The sequence below is a fragment of the Rathayibacter rhapontici genome (assembly GCF_001995175.1).
Taxonomy (GTDB): domain Bacteria; phylum Actinomycetota; class Actinomycetes; order Actinomycetales; family Microbacteriaceae; genus Rathayibacter.
Genome location: NZ_MUKN01000009.1, coordinates 50,025 through 67,418 on the forward strand (window position 1 = coordinate 50,025; position 17,394 = coordinate 67,418).

Genomic DNA, 17,394 nt, shown 5'->3' on the forward strand with positions numbered 1-17,394 from the left:
GCCGGGCGGTGCGTCCCGCGCCTGCGGAGCGCGCCCCTCCGGCATGATGATCGGGTGACCTTCCTCCTCACGGGCGCCGCAGGAATGCTCGGCACCGATCTCCGCTCCGCCCTCGGCGACCGCCCCGTCACGGCCCTGGGCCGACGCGACCTGGACGTCACCGACCTCGACGCCGTCCGCGCCGCGGTCGCCGGGCACGACGCGGTGCTCAACTGCGCCGCCTACACCCGCGTCGACGACGCGGAGGGCGACGAGGACGAGGCGCGACGGGTCAACGCGCTCGGCGCGCAGAACCTCGCCCGCGCGGCCGCCGAGATCGGCGCGGCGATCGTGCAGGTCTCGACCGACTACGTGTTCGACGGCTCCGCGACCTCCCCCTACGGCGAGGACCACGCGCGCCGGCCGATCTCGGCCTACGGGCGCACCAAGGCCGAGGGCGAGGAGCTCGTGCTCGCCGCGAACCCGGACCGGGGCTACGTCGTCCGCACCGCCTGGCTCTACGGCGCGCACGGGGGCAACTTCGCGAAGACGATGGTCCGCCTCGCGGGCAGCCACGAGACGCTGAGCGTCGTCGACGACCAGCGCGGGCAGCCCACCTGGACGGGCGACCTCGCCGCCCGCCTGGTCGAGCTCGTCGACTCCGGAGCGCCGGCGGGCGTGTACCACGGCACCAACGCCGGAGAGACGACCTGGTACGGCTTCGCCCGCGCGGTCTTCGAGAAGGCGGGGCTCGATCCCGAGCGGATCCGCCCGACCGACAGCAGCGCCTTCGTCCGGCCGGCACCGCGCCCGGCCTACTCGGTCCTCGGGCACGACGGCTGGGGCAGGGCGGGCCTGAGCCCGCTGCGCTCCTGGGAGCAGGCCCTCGCGGCCGCTCCGATCGAGGCGATCCGACCGTGAGCACCGTTCTGCGCGTCGTCGTCGATCAGATGCTCGCCCGCGTGCCCGGCGGCATCGGCCGCTACACCCAGGAGCTGACCCGCGAGCTCATCGCGACCGCGCCCCGCGGCTGCGAGGTCGAGGCCGTCGTCTCCGCGCATCCGCCCGAGAAGGAGGAGGAGCTGCGGCAGCGGCTGCCGGGGCTCGCCCGGATCCACCGGCTCCACCTGGGCCGCCGCGAGCTGTCGCGCGCCTGGCAGTACGGCATCGGCATCCCCGCCGGCGGCGGCATGATCCACGCTCCGAGCCTCTTCGCACCGCTGCGGAGCCACGAGAGCCGGGACGGAGAGCAGATCGCCGTGACCATCCACGACACCGTGCCGTGGACCCATCCCGAGACCCTCACTCCGCACGGGGCGAAGTGGCACCGCGCCATGGCGAAGCGGGCCAGGAAGCACGCCGACGCCGTCGTCGTGCCCACCCACGCGGTGGCGCAGCAGCTGTCCGAGGTCCTGGACTTCGGCGACCGGCTGCGGGTGATCGGCGGGGCGGTGGGCTCGGGTCTCGTGCTCCCCGACGACGCGGAGGAGCGCGCCGTCGCGCTCGGGCTACCGGCCGAGTACGTGCTGAGCGTCGGGACGCTGGAGCCCCGCAAGGGCCTGGTCTCGCTGATCGCGGCCTTCGGCGGTGCCTCCGCCCCTGCGATCCCGCTGCTGATCGTCGGGCCGACCGGCTGGGGCGAGCTCGACATCGCCGCCGTCGCCGACGAGCAGGGGCTCGACGAGCACCGCGTGCGCGCGCTCGGCGTGCTGAGCGACGCCGACCTCGCCGTGGTCCTGGACCGCGCGACCCTCTTCGTGTACCCCAGCATCGCGGAGGGCTTCGGCCTGCCGGTGCTGGAGGCCATGCACTTCGGCGTGCCGGTCGTCCACTCGGACGACCCCGCCCTGCTCGAGGTCGCCGCCGACGCCGGCGTGGCCGTCGAGCGCGGCGACGCGAAGGACTACCCGGATCGGCTCGCCCTCGCGATGAGCAGCGTCCTCGCGGACACCGCGCTCCGCGCGCGGCTGTCGGTGGCCGGGCGCGACCGGGCGCGTGCCTTCAGCTGGCGGGACTCGGCCGAGCGGGTCTGGGCGCTGCACGCCGAGATCTGAGCGCGGCCGCTACTGCCCGGAGTCGTCCGGGAACAGCGCCTCGTGCACCATCGACCGCACGACGTCGTAATCGGGGTCCTCGGGATCGACGGTCGGCGGAGTCAACTCCACGCTGTCGATCGGCTGCGACCTCGTCTTGAGGCCGAGCTGCACGAAGTAGCCGAGCATCCCCTGGGGCACGTCCGTCTTGATGACCTGCGACCCCGCCTCGGCGACGTCCTGGAACTTCGAGAGCACGTTCGCCGGCTCGAACTGGCGCACCAGCGCCTCCTGCACCTGGCGCTGCCGCTCCATCCGGGCGTAGTCGTCCGAGGTGATGCGCGATCGCGCGTAGGCGAGGGCCTGCTCGCCGTTGAAGTGCCAGTCGCCCGGCTCGATCCACTGGTTCACGCCGTAGGGCACGCCGTCCGAGTCGAGGAGGCCGCCCAGCGGCAGCGGCTCGTCGCCGTCGTACGTGATGTCCACGCCTCCGAGCGCGTCGATCAGCTGGGCGAAGCCCTCCATGTCGATCAGCGCGTAGTACTGGATCGGCAGGTCCAGGATCGACTCGACGGCGTCCCGCATCGCCTCGATGCCCGGCTCGCTGCCCGCGGAGACCGCATCGGGGTAGAGCTCGGGGTTCTTCAGCTCCACCTCGGTGTAGATCGAGTTGAGCTTGCAGACGCTGACGTTGCAGTCGCCCCAGTTGTAGCCGTCCGGGTAGAGCTCGTGCATCGGGCTGTCCTCGGCGAACGGGACGTCCCGGAACTCGCGCGTCACGCCGATGATGGTCGCCGCACCGCTGGAGGCGTCGATGCTGACCACGGAGATGCTGTCCGGACGCAGTCCCTCCCGGTCCTCGCCCGCGTCGCCGCCCAGCAGCATGATGTTGTAGCGGCCGTCGACAGGAGCCTCCATCGCTCCCCCGCCGAAGATCGACGAGAGGGTGCCGCGGGTGACGCCCAGGAGGTACGTGCCGGCCCCGGCCGTGCCGACGGAGACCGCCATCAGCGCGATCGTCGTGAACGCCAGCACGCCGCGCATCCTCGGCCGCACCCGCACGACGCGGATGAGCCGGAGGGTGTCCAGGGTCAGCACGAGCCAGACCACCGCGTAGATCACGAGCGCGGCCTGGAGCGCCAGCATCGAGAGGTCGAACGTCGCGAGCGTGTAGAGACCCGTCGGGAAGACGAAGTACAGCACGACCGCGATCAGCAGCGCGGTCCACAGCGCGAGCGTGAACGCCAGGCCGAGGCGGCCCAGGCGGCGGTTGCCGGCCAGCACCTGCGCCGATCCGGGCACCAGGAAGTTGCCGACCAGCAGCCACCAGGCGCGCCGGGTCATGAAGGAGCTGGAGCGGACGTCGGGGTGCCGCAGCGGCAGGGACACCGCCGTCACAGGCTCGCCACCAGGGCGTCGTTCTTCGCGGCGACCTGGGTCTCCAGGTCCGCGGCGAACGCGACGAGCCGCTCGGAGAGCGCGTCGTCGGCCGTGGCGAGGATCCTGACGGCGAGCAGCCCGGCGTTCCGGGCCCCGCCGATGGACACGGTCGCGACGGGGACGCCCGCGGGCATCTGCACGATCGAGAGGAGGGAGTCGAGGCCGTCCAGGCGCGCGAGCGGCACGGGCACGCCGATGACGGGCAGCGGAGTCACGGCCGCGAGCATCCCCGGGAGGTGGGCGGCGCCGCCCGCACCGGCGATGATCGCCTTGAGGCCCCGGGAGCGGGCGTCGCGGCCGTACGCGATCATCGCCTCCGGAGTGCGGTGCGCCGAGACGACCCTGACCTCGTGCGGCACGCCGAACTCAGTGAGCGTGGTCGACGCGGCCTGCATGACCGACCAGTCGGAGTCGGAGCCCATGACGACGCCGATGACGGGCGCGGATCCGTTCACGAGCGCTTCCGCGCTCACGTGGGGTCTCCGGCGGGGGCGGGGGTCGTCAGTCGGCTCGTCACGGCCACCATGGTACGTGTCAGTCGGTGAGAAGCGCCGCCGCGGCTCGCGCCTCATAGACGACGCTCTCGAGCTCGTCGCCGGTCGCGTTCACGTGACCGACCTTGCGGCCGGGGCGCGGCTGCTTGGAGTAGTTGTGCACCTTCACGCCCGGGTGCTCCGCCAGCACGCGCGGGTAGCGATCGGTCAGCGACTCGCCCTGCGGTCCGCCGAGCACGTTCACCATGACGGTCCACGGGTCGCGGCAGCCGGTCGCGCCCAGCGGCAGGTCGAGGACTGCGCGCAGGTGCTGCTCGAACTGGGACGTCGTCGAGCCGTCCATCGTCCAGTGGCCGCTGTTGTGCGGCCGCATGGCCAGCTCGTTCACGAGGATGCGGTCGTCGGTCGTCTCGAAGAGCTCGACGGCGAGGACGCCGGTGACTCCCAGGCGCTCGGCGATCGACTCGGCGATCTCGGCCGCCATCGCCGCGACGCGCCCCGCGGAGGCGGGCGCGGGGGCGAAGACCTCCGCGCAGACGCCGTCGCGCTGCACGGACTCGACGACCGGCCAGAGCACCGTCTCGCCGGAGGGGCGGCGGGCGACGAGCTGCGCGAGCTCCCGGCGGAAGTCGACGAGCTCCTCGACGAGCAGGGAGCCGCCGCCACCGTCCTCGGCGAGCGCCTCGAACCAGTCGTCGGCCTCCGCGGCGCCGTGGACGACCCGCACGCCCTTGCCGTCGTAGCCGCCGCGGGCCGTCTTGACGACGGCGCGGCCCCCGTGGTCGTCCAGGAAGGCGGCGAGCTCCTCGGCCGAGGACACCTCAGCCCAGTCCGGCACCGGCAGGCCCAGATCGGCGAGCCGGCGGCGCATGAGCAGCTTGTCCTGCGCGTAGAGGAGGGCGTCGGGGCCCGGGTGCACGGGGATCCCGCGCGCGACGAGCTCGCGCAGGATCGGCTGCGGGACGTGCTCGTGGTCGAAGGTCACGACGTCGACGGTCTCGGCGAACGCGAGCACCACCGCCTCGTCCCGGTAGTCGCCGACCTGCGTCGCCGCGAGCGCCGCGGGGGCTCCCTCGGCCTCGGCGAGCACGGCGATGTCGATCCCCAACTCGACGGCCGCGGGGATCATCATCCTGGCGAGCTGGCCGCCACCGATCACGCCGACGCGCATGGCGCTCCTCCGTCTCCGCCCGCTGGCGCGGGGCGGCTCCATGGTACCGACGCGCTCACTCGGGCTGCACCGGGTCCTCCCACGCCGGCAGCGGCCGGGGCGACGCGGCGATCGCCTCCCGGAGGACGACCGCGGCGAGCCCGGGATCGGGCAGGTCCCGCAGCACGAAGACCTCCGCGCCGTCCTGCTCGATGACGACGTCGGCGCAGCGGGCGATCCGCTGCGCCATGGACCGCGAGACCCGCACGCTCATCCGCGGATCGAACACGACCTCGGCGCGGCGGACGCCCACGAGTCCGCGGCGCGCGTGCAGCCCGCGTGTGGTGATCCGGTACCGGATCCCCGCCCAGCGCAGCGCCGAGGGGGCGCAGAGCAGGAGCACCAGGACGGCCGTGCCGATCGCGATGATCCACCGCTGCAGCCCGAGCTCGAACTGCGCCGCGAAGTAGAAGCCGGTCCAGGTGAGGAGGAGGAAGCCGACGACCGGGGCGACCGCCCTCCTCGCCCGGGGGGTCAGTCGCGCGAGCTCGAGCTCGGGGACGTCCGACGTCATCGCTCCGTCCTCACTGCCGCAGGTGCGTGACGTCGCCCGCCGAGAACGCGCGCGGCCCGTCCACGAGCTCGACGACGAGGCGCCCGTCCGCGTCGAGGTCGAGGGCGGTCCCCTCGTGCACCGAGCCGTCGGGGAGCTCCACGCGCACGCGGAGGCCGAGGGTGCCGCAGCGCTCGCGCACGGCGGCGGCGGTGCCGGCCGCCTCGGCGTCGCGGAGCGAGAGCAGGGGTGCGAGCAGTGCCGAGAGCTCGGTGAGGTAGGCCGCGAGGACCGCGTCGGCCTCGGTGGTCCGGGAGCCGGCGAGGGCGAGCGAGGTCGCGGTCGGCACCGGCAGCTCGTCCTCCTCGAGCAGCAGGTTCACCCCGGTGCCCAGGATCACGCGCCCGTCCGAGAGCCGCTCCGCGAGGATCCCGGCGGTCTTGCGGCCGTCCAGGAGCACGTCGTTGGGCCACTTCACGGCGACAGGGACAGCGACCAGCGGAGCGAGCGCCCGGGCGAGCGCCGCGCCCGCGACCAGAGGCAGCCATCCGGAGACGCCTGCCGGCAGTCCGGCGGCGTCGACCAGGATCGACACGGCGAGGGTCCGACCTGCCGGCGCCTGCCAGACCCGGCCCAGGCGACCCCGACCGGCCCGCTGGTCGTCCGTCGCCACCAGCGAGAGGTGCGGCCACTCCTCCGGCGCGCGGGTGGCGTGCTCGCGGAGGACGTCGTTCGTCGAGCCGGCGTGCTCCTCCCACAGCACCTTCGGGGACGCGGAGCGGGAGAGCGGGAGCTGCATGCCGCCACGGTACTCGCGCCCTCCGTGGAGTGCCCTGAGGCGGACGGTCTTGTGCGGTTCCTCCCGCGCAGCAGCCCGCTCCCTGTGCCCTCACGACAAGGGGGGCGCCCCCACCCCCGCCGGTAAGGTGAGCGGGTGACCGCGAACATCGAACGTCCCGCGCCCGACATGTACACGACCGCGGGGAAGATCGCCGACCTCAAGGCCCGGTACCACGAGGCGGTCACCGCGAGCGGTGAGGCCGCGATCGAGAAGCAGCACGCCAAGGGCAAGATGACCGCCCGCGAGCGCATCGACACCCTCCTGGACCCGGGCTCCTTCGTGGAGCTGGACGAGTTCGTGCGCCACCGCACCCACGCCTTCGGCATGGAGAAGAAGCGGCCCTACGGCGACGCGGTCGTCACCGGCACCGGCACCATCCACGGCCGCCAGGTCGCCGTGTACTCGCAGGACTTCACGATCTTCGGCGGCTCGCTCGGCGAGGTCGCGGGCGAGAAGATCATCAAGGTCATGGATCTGGCGCTGAAGACCGGCGTCCCCATCATCGGCATCCTCGACTCCGGCGGAGCCGGATCCAGGAGGGCGTGGTCGCCCTGGGCAAGTACGGCGAGATCTTCCGCCGGAACACCGCGTCCAGCGGGGTCATCCCGCAGATCTCGATCATCTGCGGGCCCGCGGCCGGAGGCGCGGTGTACTCCCCCGCGCTGACCGACTTCGTGATCATGGTCGACAAGACCAGCCAGATGTTCGTCACCGGCCCCGACGTGATCAAGACCGTCACCGGCGAGGACGTCGGCATGGAGGAGCTGGGCGGAGCGCTGACCCACAACAAGATCTCGGGCGTCTCGCACTACCTCGCGAGCGACGAGAACGACGCGCTCGACTACGCGCGGACGCTCCTCTCCTTCCTCCCGGACAACAACCTCTCGCAGGCGCCCGTCTTCGACACCGAGGTCGACCTCGAGACCACGGACTCGGACCGCTTCCTCGACACGGTCATCCCCGACAGCCCGAACCAGCCGTACGACATGCGCGCGGTCATCGAGCACATCGTCGACGAGGGCGACTTCCTCGAGGTGCAGCCGCTCTTCGCGCCGAACATCGTGATCGGCTTCGGCCGGGTCGAGGGCCGATCGGTCGGCATCATCGCCAACCAGCCCAGCGCCATGGCCGGCACGCTCAACATCGAGGCCGGCGAGAAGGCCTCGCGGTTCGTGCGCTTCTGCGACGCGTTCTCGCTCCCGATCCTCACCCTCGTCGACGTGCCCGGCTACCTCCCCGGCACCGACCAGGAGTGGACCGGCGTCATCCGCCGCGGCGCCAAGCTGCTCTACGCGTACGCCGAGGCGACCGTCCCGCTCGTGACGGTGATCCTCCGCAAGGCCTACGGCGGCGCGTACATCGTCATGGGCTCCAAGCAGCTCGGCGCCGACATCAACCTGGCCTGGCCGACCGCCGAGATCGCGGTCATGGGCGGCCAGGGCGCCGTCAACATCCTGTACCGCAACGAGATCAGGAAGGCGGAGGAGGCGGGCGAGGACGTCGCCGCCGTGCGCACCCGTCTCGCCAACGAGTACACCTACAACGTGGCGAGCCCGTTCCTGGCCGCCGAGCGCGGCGAGCTGGACGGGGTCATCGAGCCCTCGGCCACCCGGGTCTCCGTGATCAAGGCGCTGCGGGCGCTGCGGACCAAGCGCGCGAACCTGCCCGCGAAGAAGCACGGCAACATCCCGCTCTGATCCGGGGGCCGGGTCCGCCGTCCGGCTGTTAGCGTGGGCTGCGACGACGGCATCCGCTGCGGAGTGACGGAGGGAGTGGGCATGGCCACCGACTCCCTCTCGCGGCTGTCCTCCTCCTACGCCGACGAGTTCCCCGTGCGCGGCGCCGCCATCTCGACCATCGGCTCGACGTTCGGCGGCGAGACCGTGTCGGCGAGCGACGACGTCGCCGCCCGCCTCGACGAGATCCAGCTCGACCTCGGCGAAGGACCCTGCTGGGACGCCGCACGGCGCCGTGCCCCGGTCCTCGTCGACGACGTGCGCGATGCCGCTGAGCGCTGGCCGCTGTTCTCGGCCGAGGTCGGTCGGCTGCCGCTGGACGCGGTCTACGCGTTCCCCCTCCGCATCGCCGGGCTCGACGTGGGCGTGGTCGACCTCTACAGCACCGCTCCGGGTCCACTGCCCGCCTCGGTCGTCGAGCGGATCCGCGCGCGCACGCCCGGCACGGCCTTGCGCGTCGTCGCCCACGTCCTCTCGGACAGCGGGACGGACGCGAGCAGCAACGTGCACTCGCGCCGCATCATCCACCAGGCGACGGGGATGATCCTCGCCCGGCACGGCATCACGGCGGAGGAGTCCCTCCTGCTGCTCAGGGCCCACGCGTTCGCGCAGGGCCGCCCGGTCGCGGAGGTCGCCGAGGAGATCGTCGACCGCCGCACCGGCTTCCCCCCTCCTCCCCTCGAAATCTAGGATCGACTGCATGGCGGCCCGCTCACGGGAGCACGACCTCATCGAGACGTTCGTGACCCTCTCCGACACCCTCGTCGACGACTACGACACGGTGGAACTCCTCCAGACCCTCGTCGACCGCAGTGCCGCGCTCTTCGAGGCCGCCTCGGCGGGCATCGTGCTGCGCAACGCCGGCGGCGTCGCCGAGGTGCTCGCGTCGACGGACGAGGACTCCCGTCTGATCGGGCTGCTGCAGCTCCGAGAGGAGTCCGGCCCGTGCATGGAGTGCCTCACGACCGGCGAGGCCGTGGTGGTGCCCGACATCCGCGACGTGCGCGCGGGCTGGGCGCCCTTCCGCGACCGCGCGCTCGAGCTCGGGCTCCGCTCGGTCCACTGCGTGCCGATGCGCCTGCGCAGCGAGTGCATCGGATCGCTCAACCTCTTCCGCTCCGAGCCGGGAACTCTGCCGGCCGAGGACGTCGCCGTCGTGCAGGCGTTCGCCGACGTCGCGACCATCGGGATCCTGCACCAGCGGGCTCTGCTCGAGAGCGACACGGTGCGCAGCCAGCTGCAGCACGCGCTGAACAGCCGCGTGCTCATCGAGCAGGCCAAGGGGGCGGTCGCGTACGCGCGCGAGATCTCGACCGACGAGGCGTTCCAGATCCTCCGTCGCCACGCCCGCTCGAACTCGACGGCGCTCACCCTCGTCGCGAGCCGCGTCGTCGCGGGCGAGCTGCGGCTCTAGGCCGTCCCCCTCCCGCGATCGGCCTGCGCGCTCGTCCGCGTCCGCCGTGCAGCGGGAAGGACGGGCGGCGGTGGACGCCGACGACGTCCCCGATCTCGACTCCGGGACGTGGTCGGACACCGACCCTCCGCGAGCGCTCAGCCGGCGCTCCGCGAGGGCGTCGCGTGCTCGTCCGGGCGAGCACCGAGCGTCCGGGCGAACGCCAGCGCATCGCGGGCCGAGAGGTCGGGGAGGTAGGCGCGGGCCAGGGCGGAGCCGATCTGCGGCAGCCGCATCGCGTCGGGGTACACCAGCCAGAGCCCCTCGTAGCGCGGATGGAACTTCGCCTTGAACCGGAACAGCGACGCGAACCCGTACGCGGGCTCGAGCGTGCGCGCGAGGAAGTCGAGCAGGCGCGAGAGCGCGGTCGGCTCGGGCGGCACCTCTCCGTCGGCGACGGGCGCTATCGCGAGCGGAGCCCCCGACAGCGAGACGTACTCGGCGCCGTCCTCCTTCGCGCGCAGAGCCGCGGAGGCGATCAGGAACTCCATGATCCCGGGCAGGGCGTCGTCGGAGCGGCGCATGAAGTCGAGCGTCCATCCCACCGTCCTGCCGTCGCGCCGCACCGGCAGCCAGCTGGTCACCCCCTGCAGGACGCCGTCCGGTCCCACTGCCAGCAGGAGGGACACCTCCGGGTCGCGGACCTCGTCGAGACCGCCCAGGGTGAAGCCCATCTCGGGCAGGGCCTTCTCGGCGACCCAGCGCTCCGAGAGATCGACGATGCTGTTCGCGGTCGCGAGCGACAGCTCCGGCCAGGTGGTCCAGACCGCCTCGATCCCGAGCTTGACCGCCCGGTTCAGGGGATAGCGCACCTTCTGCCACTGCTTGCCGGTGAGCTCGAAGCCGGCGAGGTCGACGACCGTCTCCTCGCCGACCGAGACCCGCGACCAGCCGAGTCCGTCGAACACGGGCAGGAGATCCTCGTGGAGGCTGTAGAACACCGGCGACCAGCCGCGCTCGTCGCAGTGCCGGAGGAAGCCCGCGACGACGTCGGCGCGACGCTCGGGCGCGCACGCCGGATCCGACAGCGCGATCGCGATCCCGCCGACGACGCGGTAGGCCACCCCGCCCTCGCCGCCGGGAGCGATCCAGTGGTCGTTCCCCTGCCAGGTGCCCTGGTGCCCGAGGCTGCCGGCACCGTGGCGCGCCAGGATCCCGCGGTAGACGGCTGCCTCGCCCCGGACGCGCTGAGCGTCGGTCGCGCGCAGGAGGGCCAGCGCGGCGACGATGACGAGCAGCCAGAACGCCGGCCCGACCCAGTCGAACGCGAGGCGGGCGAGCGGATCGCGCGGCACCGGCACGAGGCCCGCTCCTCCGAGGAAGCCGACGGGCACGAATCGCAGGAGCCCGCCGACGAGGAGCCGGCCTCCGTCGACCGCGGGCTCGAAGCTCGTCCGCGCCGCGAACGCGACTGCCAGGTAGCCGCCGAGACCGACGACGAAGGCGGCGGCGAGCACGCCCGTCCAGCGCCGCACGGCGCTGCGCGGCGCGAGCACGCGGAAGTGCCGGCGGCCGGCGAGAAGGAGCACCACGACCGCCAGCGGGACGAGGACCGTGGTCGCCACCCACAGCAGGTACTCGGCGTGGTGCTCGAACTCCGGGTGCCGGGCCGCGCGCTGGAGCGACAGCAGGTCGAGGAGGACGATCGCTCCGTTGACGCCGACGGCGAGGACGAGTCCGAGACGTCGACCCGTTCGCAGACCCCGCGCGGCGACCAGGAGCAGGATCAGCGGCACGAAGGCGAGCAGGACGGGGCCCGGCTGCACGAGGCTCAGCTGGACGTGGTGGGTGCAGTGGCGGGTCAGCCGCGCGCAGGGGTCCTCGAGGTCCCCCGTGCCCGTGAAAGCGCTCTGGAGCAGTCGACCGAGGAACGAGAAGGGGCCGTAGCCCGAGTCGGACAGGACGGCGACGAGCGGGCCGATCGCGGTGACGACCACGATCGCCGCGAGCAGGCCGCGCGACTCGCGGTGGGAGCCGGGTCCGGGCCGGTGGGCGCGCGAGGCGACCGGGCCTGCGAGGACGGCGCCCAGGCCCAGTCCCACCACTGCGGCGAGGAGGCGGTGGACGTCGGCGGAGTCGCCGGCGTACAGCACGAACACGAGCACGACCGCGAAGACGAGGACGCGCAGGCGACGACGCCACAGCGCTCCCATGAACGCGGTGGACGCGATCAGCGCGCCCACTGCGCCGATCAGCGGGTCGAGCGCGGTGTCGCCGATCGTGTCGCTCGCCCACCACTCCCCCGCTGCCGCTCCGACGACCTGGAGGAGCACGCCGAGGACGATCCCGCTCGCTCCCGTCACGACGAAGGCCAGCACCGTCCGCCACGACCCGAGGCGGCGCTCGGCGACCACCAGCAGCAGCAGCACGAGCACCGCCTCGAGCACCAGCTGCAGAGGATCGGCGGCGATCACGAGCGCGGTGAGCACGGTCCACGGGCGGCCGCCGAGGAGGGAGCCGGATCCGGCGGCCCACCACGCGGCGGTCGTGGCGGAGGCGGGCCCCGCGAGGGTGCCGGCCGCAGCGCTCGCGGCGACCAGGAGGAGGACCAGCCCCACCGCCGCCGGCGACCGCCGGGCACCCGCGAGCAGACCGCGGGCAGCGGCGGCGGGGTGCGGGGGGATCCACGACGCATCGGGAGGTGCTCCAGGTTCGACGACGATCGGTCGTCGCTCCGGCGGCGTCCGGCGTCAGCATAATGACCTCGGCCCGAACGCCGGCCGGACACCATGCGGTACCGTCGCGGGATGAGCGAACAGGACACCGCCCCCTCCGTCGTCGTCTCGACCCCCGGGCTCGCGCCCGGCAGATCGCCGCGGTGACCGCCGTCGTCACCGCTCTCGCCGCTCAGGGAGCGGACGAGGTCGAGGAGTCGCAGGAGCTGGTGAGCGGCTGGAACGACCGCTCCCACGCCGTCCGGGCGCCTCTGCACGCGGCGCCGGGGGCCTGGCGGTCCTTCGCGGGCTGACCGTCGCCCCCTCCCCGGCGCACGGCACGGCAGAACGTGAATTTTGTACCCCGATTAGTCCCCTAAAGTGACGACTATCAGGCCCCTTCCGATCTGAGCATGATTATCCGTGTTAGGTGTTCACTCCTCGGAGGGGGCACCGCCAATCACTCGCCGACCAGGGTAATGAGGCGGGTGTTTTGGGGGCGAGTGAGGGTAATATTCGGGTTGTTACCCTCACTCGGGGTTTGACGGCGGGCTGGGCCCCCTCTTCGGAGGAGTGGACAGCCCGCCGCACTCTTTTAACCGGCGGTACCCGTGGGATCCGGCCGGCCCGGTCGCATCCCGCCGCTCACCGCAGCGCAGCGGACTCCCCGGCGGGCGGATGACCGACCCCGGCCGTCCTCGCGGTTCCGCGCACCCGTAGTCGGTGCAGGAGGCGTACCGCTGCTCCCGTCAGAGACGCTCGTCGTCGCGGCGGATCTCGACCCAGGCGTCGACCTCGTCGGCCGAGTCGTCGGAGCCGAGCGCGACCGCGCTGCCGTCGCCCGCCGTCCGCAGCCCGACGATCGTCACGGCCGAGGGCGAGTCGGCCGACGCGGTCCGGACGACGATGCGGTCCACGCCGGCGCGGATCCCTCCGAGGGCCTGGGCGAGTTCGTGCAGCACGCGCCCGCTCTCCCGCTCGGACGAGTGATCGAGCCCGCCGTCGTCGAGGACCGACACCGTCACTCCCCTGCGCCGGGCCGCCAGCACGAGCCGTCTCACGTCGTCGTCGAGCAGACGGCGTCCGCGGATCTCGTCGCGCACCGACGCCTCGAGGAGGCGGCACTCCAAGCGCTCCTCGTCGCTCAGCCCCGGCTCGCTCGCGATGCGGCGGAGCATGTCGGAGGCGATGGCCCTGGTCTGCTCGAGGCGGATCTCGCGCTCCGTCAGGTGCGCCTCCTCCGCCGCCCGCCACGACGTGGCTGCACGCTCGGCCGCCTCGAGCACCCGCGCCTCGGATCCCGCCCGGCCCAGCTCGATGATGAGCGCCTGCGCGGCACCCACCCACGCCAGGTTGCCGATGACGCCGAGAGTGAAGAGCGAGAGCGGCCCGGCCCAGATCATCGTGTGCACGATGAGGACGAGCATCCCGGTCCAGGCGAAGACCGGGCGGCTGCGCGAGCAGACGATGGTCATCAGCGTGCCGACGGCGGCGATGTACCAGGTCGAGTAGCCGTTCGGCGCCGCCGGGTCCAGCGCCGGTGCGACCAGGAGGGGCAGGGCGACGGCCACCAGCGTCATCGAGGCGGCGACGGGCGTCGACAGGCGCGTCGTGGCGGACGGCCACAGCGCCACCACCGTCGCCGCCACGTACAGGGCGACCGCGAGCAGATCGAAGACGCTGGGCGGGGAGTTGCGGTACGAGAAGAAGGCGAGCACCACGTGGTAGAGCGAGAAGCCCGCGCCGAGCGCGTAGAGCAGGGGGCGCGGGTAGGCGATCACGAGCGGGTCCCCGATCGCGCCGCAGCGGTCCGGGCACTCCAGCCGATCTCGACACGGGTGCCCTCGCCGGGTCGGGACTCGACGCGCGCGTCGCCGCTCACGTTGTGCACCCGCTCGAGGATCGACAGCCGGATCCCCAGCCGCTCGCGCGGCACCTCGGCCACGCGGAAGCCCCGTCCGTCGTCCTCGACCCTCACCTCGACGGAATCGACGTCGAGCACCCCTCCCACGGAGCGGCGCACCTGATCCCCGGGGCCCGCGTGCTGGACGCTGTTCGCCAGCGCCTGCCAGACGGCGCCGAGAACCGCCTCCGCCACCGCGCGCGGGACGGACGCCGTGCGCGGGTCGACTCCCGGAGCGGTCCGCACCTCGAGGCCCGCCGCGAAGGTCGACGCCGCGTGGGCGAGCTGCCGCTCGACGACCTCGAGCGGCACCGCGCCCTCCGCGACGTCGGACTCCTTCTCGGGCAGCAGCACGGCGAGGGTGCGCCGCGCCATCGACGACGCGAGCGCGCGCTGGGCCGGCGACTCCGCCGTGGCCGCTGCGAGGAGCGTGGCGAGCACGTTGTCGTGCACGAGCGCGTCCACCTCGATCCGCTCGACCTCGCCCGCGTGCTGGCGCATGGCGGCTTCGTACTGCTCCATCGCCGTGGTCTGGGCCCGGTCGACCTCCTCGGCCGACTGCCGCAGCACCGAGATCAGCACGAGCATCACGAAGCCCACGATGCCGACGTAGAAGGCGTCGAGCACGGCCCGTGTCGGCTCGGCGGACCCGCCCGACGGCAGGACGCGCAGCACGCCGAAGAGCACCGGGGTGACGACGGCGTAGACGACCGCCACCCGCAGCGGGGCGACGATGGTGCTGAAGGCCGTGCCGAGCGTCAGCAGGTAGAAGATGTAGGGCGTCGCGGGCAGCACCTCGCCGGGGACGACCGCGAGGGGCCAGGTCAGCAGGGCGAGGAGGAGAGCGCCCGCCACGAGGACGCCGGTGATGCGGGTGCCGCGGCGCAGCACCGCGGTGGCCACGGCCGCGGCCAGCGCGCCGAAGACGAGTGCCAGCACCGGCCAGGCCACCGACGGCTGGAGGAACCGCAGCTGATCGAGGATCGGCGGAACCGTCTGCAGGGCGAAGCCGAAGCCGAAGAACGACAGGACTGTGGTGACGATCCTGTCGATGCGCAGCCTGTTCGCCGGTGCGCCCGTCGCAGCGGCTCAGCGACCTGCATCGCCGTCGTCCGGATCGATGCCGGGGAGGATCCCGTCCTCCACGGCGCGGCGGAGCAGGTCGACCTTCGTCGGCGCGGGACGGCCGATCTCGACGTACTTGTCGCGGATCCGGTCGAGGTACTCCTTCGCCGTCGACACCGAGATCTGCAGCCGGTCCGCGACGAGCTTCAGCGGGAGGCCCGAGGCGTAGAGGTGGAGCACGTCGCGCTCCCGGCGGCCGAGGACCGCCCGTGCGAAGTCGTCGTCGGCGTCGATCGCCGACGCCCATTCGAGGTTGTTGAGCACCTCCCCGCGAGCGACGGTGCGGATCGCCGCGATCACGGTCGACATCGGCGACGACTTCGGGATCACCCCGGCCGCGCCGGCCGCCAGCGCCTCCCGCACGGCCACGACGCGGTCGGCGATGCTGTGCACGAGGACCGCGGAGCCGCGGACCTGGCCCCACTTCACGTTCGCCGTGATGCTCGAGCCGTCGTTCAGGGAGAGGTCGAGCACGAGGACCTCGATCTCGGCCCCGTCGATGACCTGCTCGAGGACCTGCACCGTCTCGGCGGCGGCGACCACGTGCATGCCCGCGTTCTCGATCGCGGCGGCGACGCCGAGACGCACCGACTCGTGATCGTCGACGATGGCGACCCGCACGCGCGGCTCCACGACAGGCTCAGCGTTCACAGGTCCACTCCCTCGGGTCCGTCGGGGCTCATCGTAGCGACGCCGGGCTCAGGCGGAGCGGTGCACCAGCCGCGCGACGGCCTCGACGTGCGAGGTGTTCGGGAAGAGATCGAAGCCGTCGAGGCGCTCGAGCTCGTAGCCGCCCGCCGCCAGCGCTCCCACGTCGCGCGCGAGCGCCACCGGATCGCACGCCACGTAGACCAGCTGAGCGGGGGCGAGCTCGACGAGGGCGTCGGTGACCGCGCGGCCCGCGCCCGAGCGCGGCGGGTCGAGCACGACCGTCGCCGAGCGCCAGCGCTCGCGCTCGCGGGCGTCCGCCTGGGCGATCGCGTCGCGGAGGTAGCGGTCGACCCGGGCGGTCACCGCGCGGGCGCGACCTGGTCCGAGAGGTTCTCGAGCGCGTGCTCGGTGGCGCGGGAGTCGCTCTCGACGCTGGTCACGCGCAGGCCGGCTCCGAGCCGATCGGCGAGCGCCGCCGCGAGCAGGCCCACTCCGCCGTAGAGGTCGTGGTTGGCCGCGCGGGGGTCGCTCCGCCCGGGGTCGACCGCCGTCTGCACGGCGTCGAAGAGGGCCGCTGCGGCTCCGCGGTGCACCTGCCAGAAGCCGAAGCGGTCGACGCGGAAGGTCCGGTCGGCGACGAACTCCGTCACCACGGTGCGGTCGCGTCGCGCCTTCCTGTCGGACGGGTCGTGGACGAGGACCGCCGCGCCGTCGGAGCCCGCCGCGTCGACCAGATCGACCACCGAGCCGGGAGCGAGCCGGCCGTCGAGCGGGGCCGCGGCGGCGGAGGCGGCGGTCGCGAGCGGGAGCGTGTCGACCGTGACGACGCGATGGCTCCGCGACGCGTACGGACCGACGCGGCCGTCGTCGTCGACGTGCAGGCGGTTCCGCGTGCGCCAGCCGAGACCGCGCGACTCGTCGTCGCCCTCGAGCGCGGAGACCTCGACGCTCACCTCCCGGCGCGCGAACCGGGAGAACGCGTCCTCGAGGACGGTGCGCTTGAGCTCGCGCTGGTGCTGGAGCGTCGCGTGGCCGAACTCCGCACCGCCGACTCTGTCCTCGGGCCGGCGGTCGATCGACGCCTCCGCCCAGACGTGCTCGACGCGGTGCGGCGACGACTCGAGGACCTCGACGGCGTCGGCCCGCCAGAAGCTGTCGTGGCGGACCTCGCTGATGCGCGCACGGACCCGCTCACCGGGGAGCACGTCCGGGACGAAGACCACGCGGCCCTCGTGGCGGGCGACGAACACGCCTCCGTGGGCCACGTTGCTAATCTCGAGCTCGACCTGCGTCCCGAGTGCGCCGTCGTCCTCGGAGGGACGGGGAGGTGTGCGGGACGCGGACTTCGACATCCATCGAGCATCCCACAGCGGGGGCCCGGC

General features: G+C 73.1%; 14 protein-coding genes and 2 pseudogenes. 6 read left to right on the top strand and 10 right to left on the bottom strand.

All coding sequences use genetic code 11. The features are described from left to right. Nucleotides 1-54 precede the first annotated feature (54 nt). Together rfbD and B0T42_RS04540 are read left to right on the top strand one after the other, a co-directional pair. Nucleotides 55-900, top strand: a complete 846-nt coding sequence (gene rfbD, locus B0T42_RS04535; RefSeq protein WP_077222115.1) for a dTDP-4-dehydrorhamnose reductase — start codon at nucleotides 55-57, stop codon at nucleotides 898-900. Beyond that, a complete protein-coding gene (locus B0T42_RS04540) occupies nucleotides 897-2,033 on the top strand; it encodes a glycosyltransferase family 4 protein (RefSeq protein WP_236720114.1) in 1,137 nt (378 codons plus the stop codon). Before rfbD ends, B0T42_RS04540 begins: the two co-directional genes overlap by 4 nt. 9 nt (nucleotides 2,034-2,042) lie before the next feature. Here the strand turns inward: B0T42_RS04540 and B0T42_RS04545 are convergent, their stop codons facing one another. The 5 genes from B0T42_RS04545 to B0T42_RS04565 all read right to left on the bottom strand — a co-directional run bounded on the left by B0T42_RS04545 (nucleotide 2,043) and on the right by B0T42_RS04565 (nucleotide 6,448). After that, entirely contained in the window at nucleotides 2,043-3,401 is a 1,359-nt protein-coding gene (locus B0T42_RS04545; protein ID WP_236720115.1) for an LCP family protein, read from the bottom strand. Nucleotides 3,402-3,406: 5 nt separating this feature from the next. After that, a complete protein-coding gene (gene purE, locus B0T42_RS04550; protein ID WP_077222135.1) occupies nucleotides 3,407-3,874 on the bottom strand; it encodes a 5-(carboxyamino)imidazole ribonucleotide mutase in 468 nt (155 codons plus the stop codon). A 112-nt stretch (nucleotides 3,875-3,986) separates the two neighbouring features. Continuing rightward, nucleotides 3,987-5,117, bottom strand: a complete 1,131-nt coding sequence (locus tag B0T42_RS04555; protein ID WP_094742675.1) for a 5-(carboxyamino)imidazole ribonucleotide synthase — start codon at nucleotides 5,115-5,117, stop codon at nucleotides 3,987-3,989. Nucleotides 5,118-5,172: 55 nt separating this feature from the next. After that, complete coding sequence (locus B0T42_RS04560) at nucleotides 5,173-5,670, bottom strand: PH domain-containing protein (protein ID WP_077222117.1); 498 nt, start codon at nucleotides 5,668-5,670, stop codon at nucleotides 5,173-5,175. Nucleotides 5,671-5,680: 10 nt separating this feature from the next. After that, nucleotides 5,681-6,448: a biotin--[acetyl-CoA-carboxylase] ligase gene (locus B0T42_RS04565; RefSeq protein WP_077222118.1), complete on the bottom strand. Its 768-nt coding sequence runs from the start codon at nucleotides 6,446-6,448 to the stop codon at nucleotides 5,681-5,683. Nucleotides 6,449-6,616: 168 nt separating this feature from the next. Between B0T42_RS04565 and B0T42_RS04570 the strand changes: the two are divergent. The 3 genes and pseudogenes from B0T42_RS04570 (at nucleotide 6,617) to B0T42_RS04580 (ending at nucleotide 9,640) form a co-directional block, all read left to right on the top strand. Continuing rightward, nucleotides 6,617-8,187: pseudogene (locus B0T42_RS04570) on the top strand (acyl-CoA carboxylase subunit beta). 81 nt (nucleotides 8,188-8,268) lie between these two features. Beyond that, a complete protein-coding gene (locus tag B0T42_RS04575) occupies nucleotides 8,269-8,916 on the top strand; it encodes a GAF and ANTAR domain-containing protein (RefSeq protein ID WP_077222119.1) in 648 nt (215 codons plus the stop codon). A 10-nt stretch (nucleotides 8,917-8,926) separates the two neighbouring features. After that, nucleotides 8,927-9,640, top strand: a complete 714-nt coding sequence (locus tag B0T42_RS04580) for a GAF and ANTAR domain-containing protein (protein WP_077222120.1) — start codon at nucleotides 8,927-8,929, stop codon at nucleotides 9,638-9,640. A 137-nt stretch (nucleotides 9,641-9,777) separates the two neighbouring features. On the opposite strand, the gene B0T42_RS04585 is transcribed toward B0T42_RS04580, so the two are convergent. Next, the gene (locus B0T42_RS04585) at nucleotides 9,778-12,237 is read right to left on the bottom strand and encodes a bifunctional lysylphosphatidylglycerol flippase/synthetase MprF (RefSeq protein WP_077222121.1); all 2,460 of its coding nucleotides are present in this window, start codon (nucleotides 12,235-12,237) and stop codon (nucleotides 9,778-9,780) included. Between the two features lie 140 nt (nucleotides 12,238-12,377). On the opposite strand from B0T42_RS04585, the gene B0T42_RS21875 reads away from it, so the two are divergent. Beyond that, nucleotides 12,378-12,647 carry an acyl-CoA carboxylase subunit epsilon gene (locus tag B0T42_RS21875; protein WP_077222137.1) on the top strand — a complete coding sequence of 90 codons (270 nt, stop codon included), beginning with the start codon at nucleotides 12,378-12,380 and terminating at the stop codon, nucleotides 12,645-12,647. 435 nt (nucleotides 12,648-13,082) lie between these two features. On the opposite strand, the gene B0T42_RS04595 is transcribed toward B0T42_RS21875, so the two are convergent. From B0T42_RS04595 to B0T42_RS04610, 4 genes and pseudogenes are all read right to left on the bottom strand, one after another. Next, nucleotides 13,083-14,114 carry a hypothetical protein gene (locus tag B0T42_RS04595; protein ID WP_077222122.1) on the bottom strand — a complete coding sequence of 344 codons (1,032 nt, stop codon included), beginning with the start codon at nucleotides 14,112-14,114 and terminating at the stop codon, nucleotides 13,083-13,085. Further along, nucleotides 14,111-15,175 carry a sensor histidine kinase gene (locus B0T42_RS04600; protein ID WP_139344416.1) on the bottom strand — a complete coding sequence of 355 codons (1,065 nt, stop codon included), beginning with the start codon at nucleotides 15,173-15,175 and terminating at the stop codon, nucleotides 14,111-14,113. Before B0T42_RS04600 ends, B0T42_RS04595 begins: the two co-directional genes overlap by 4 nt. A gap of 150 nt (nucleotides 15,176-15,325) precedes the next feature. After that, on the bottom strand, nucleotides 15,326-16,012 hold the full coding sequence (locus B0T42_RS04605; protein ID WP_236720116.1) for a response regulator transcription factor: 687 nt from the start codon (nucleotides 16,010-16,012) through the stop codon (nucleotides 15,326-15,328). A gap of 48 nt (nucleotides 16,013-16,060) precedes the next feature. Further along, nucleotides 16,061-17,364, bottom strand: a pseudogene (locus B0T42_RS04610) (class I SAM-dependent RNA methyltransferase). Nucleotides 17,365-17,394 lie beyond the last annotated feature (30 nt).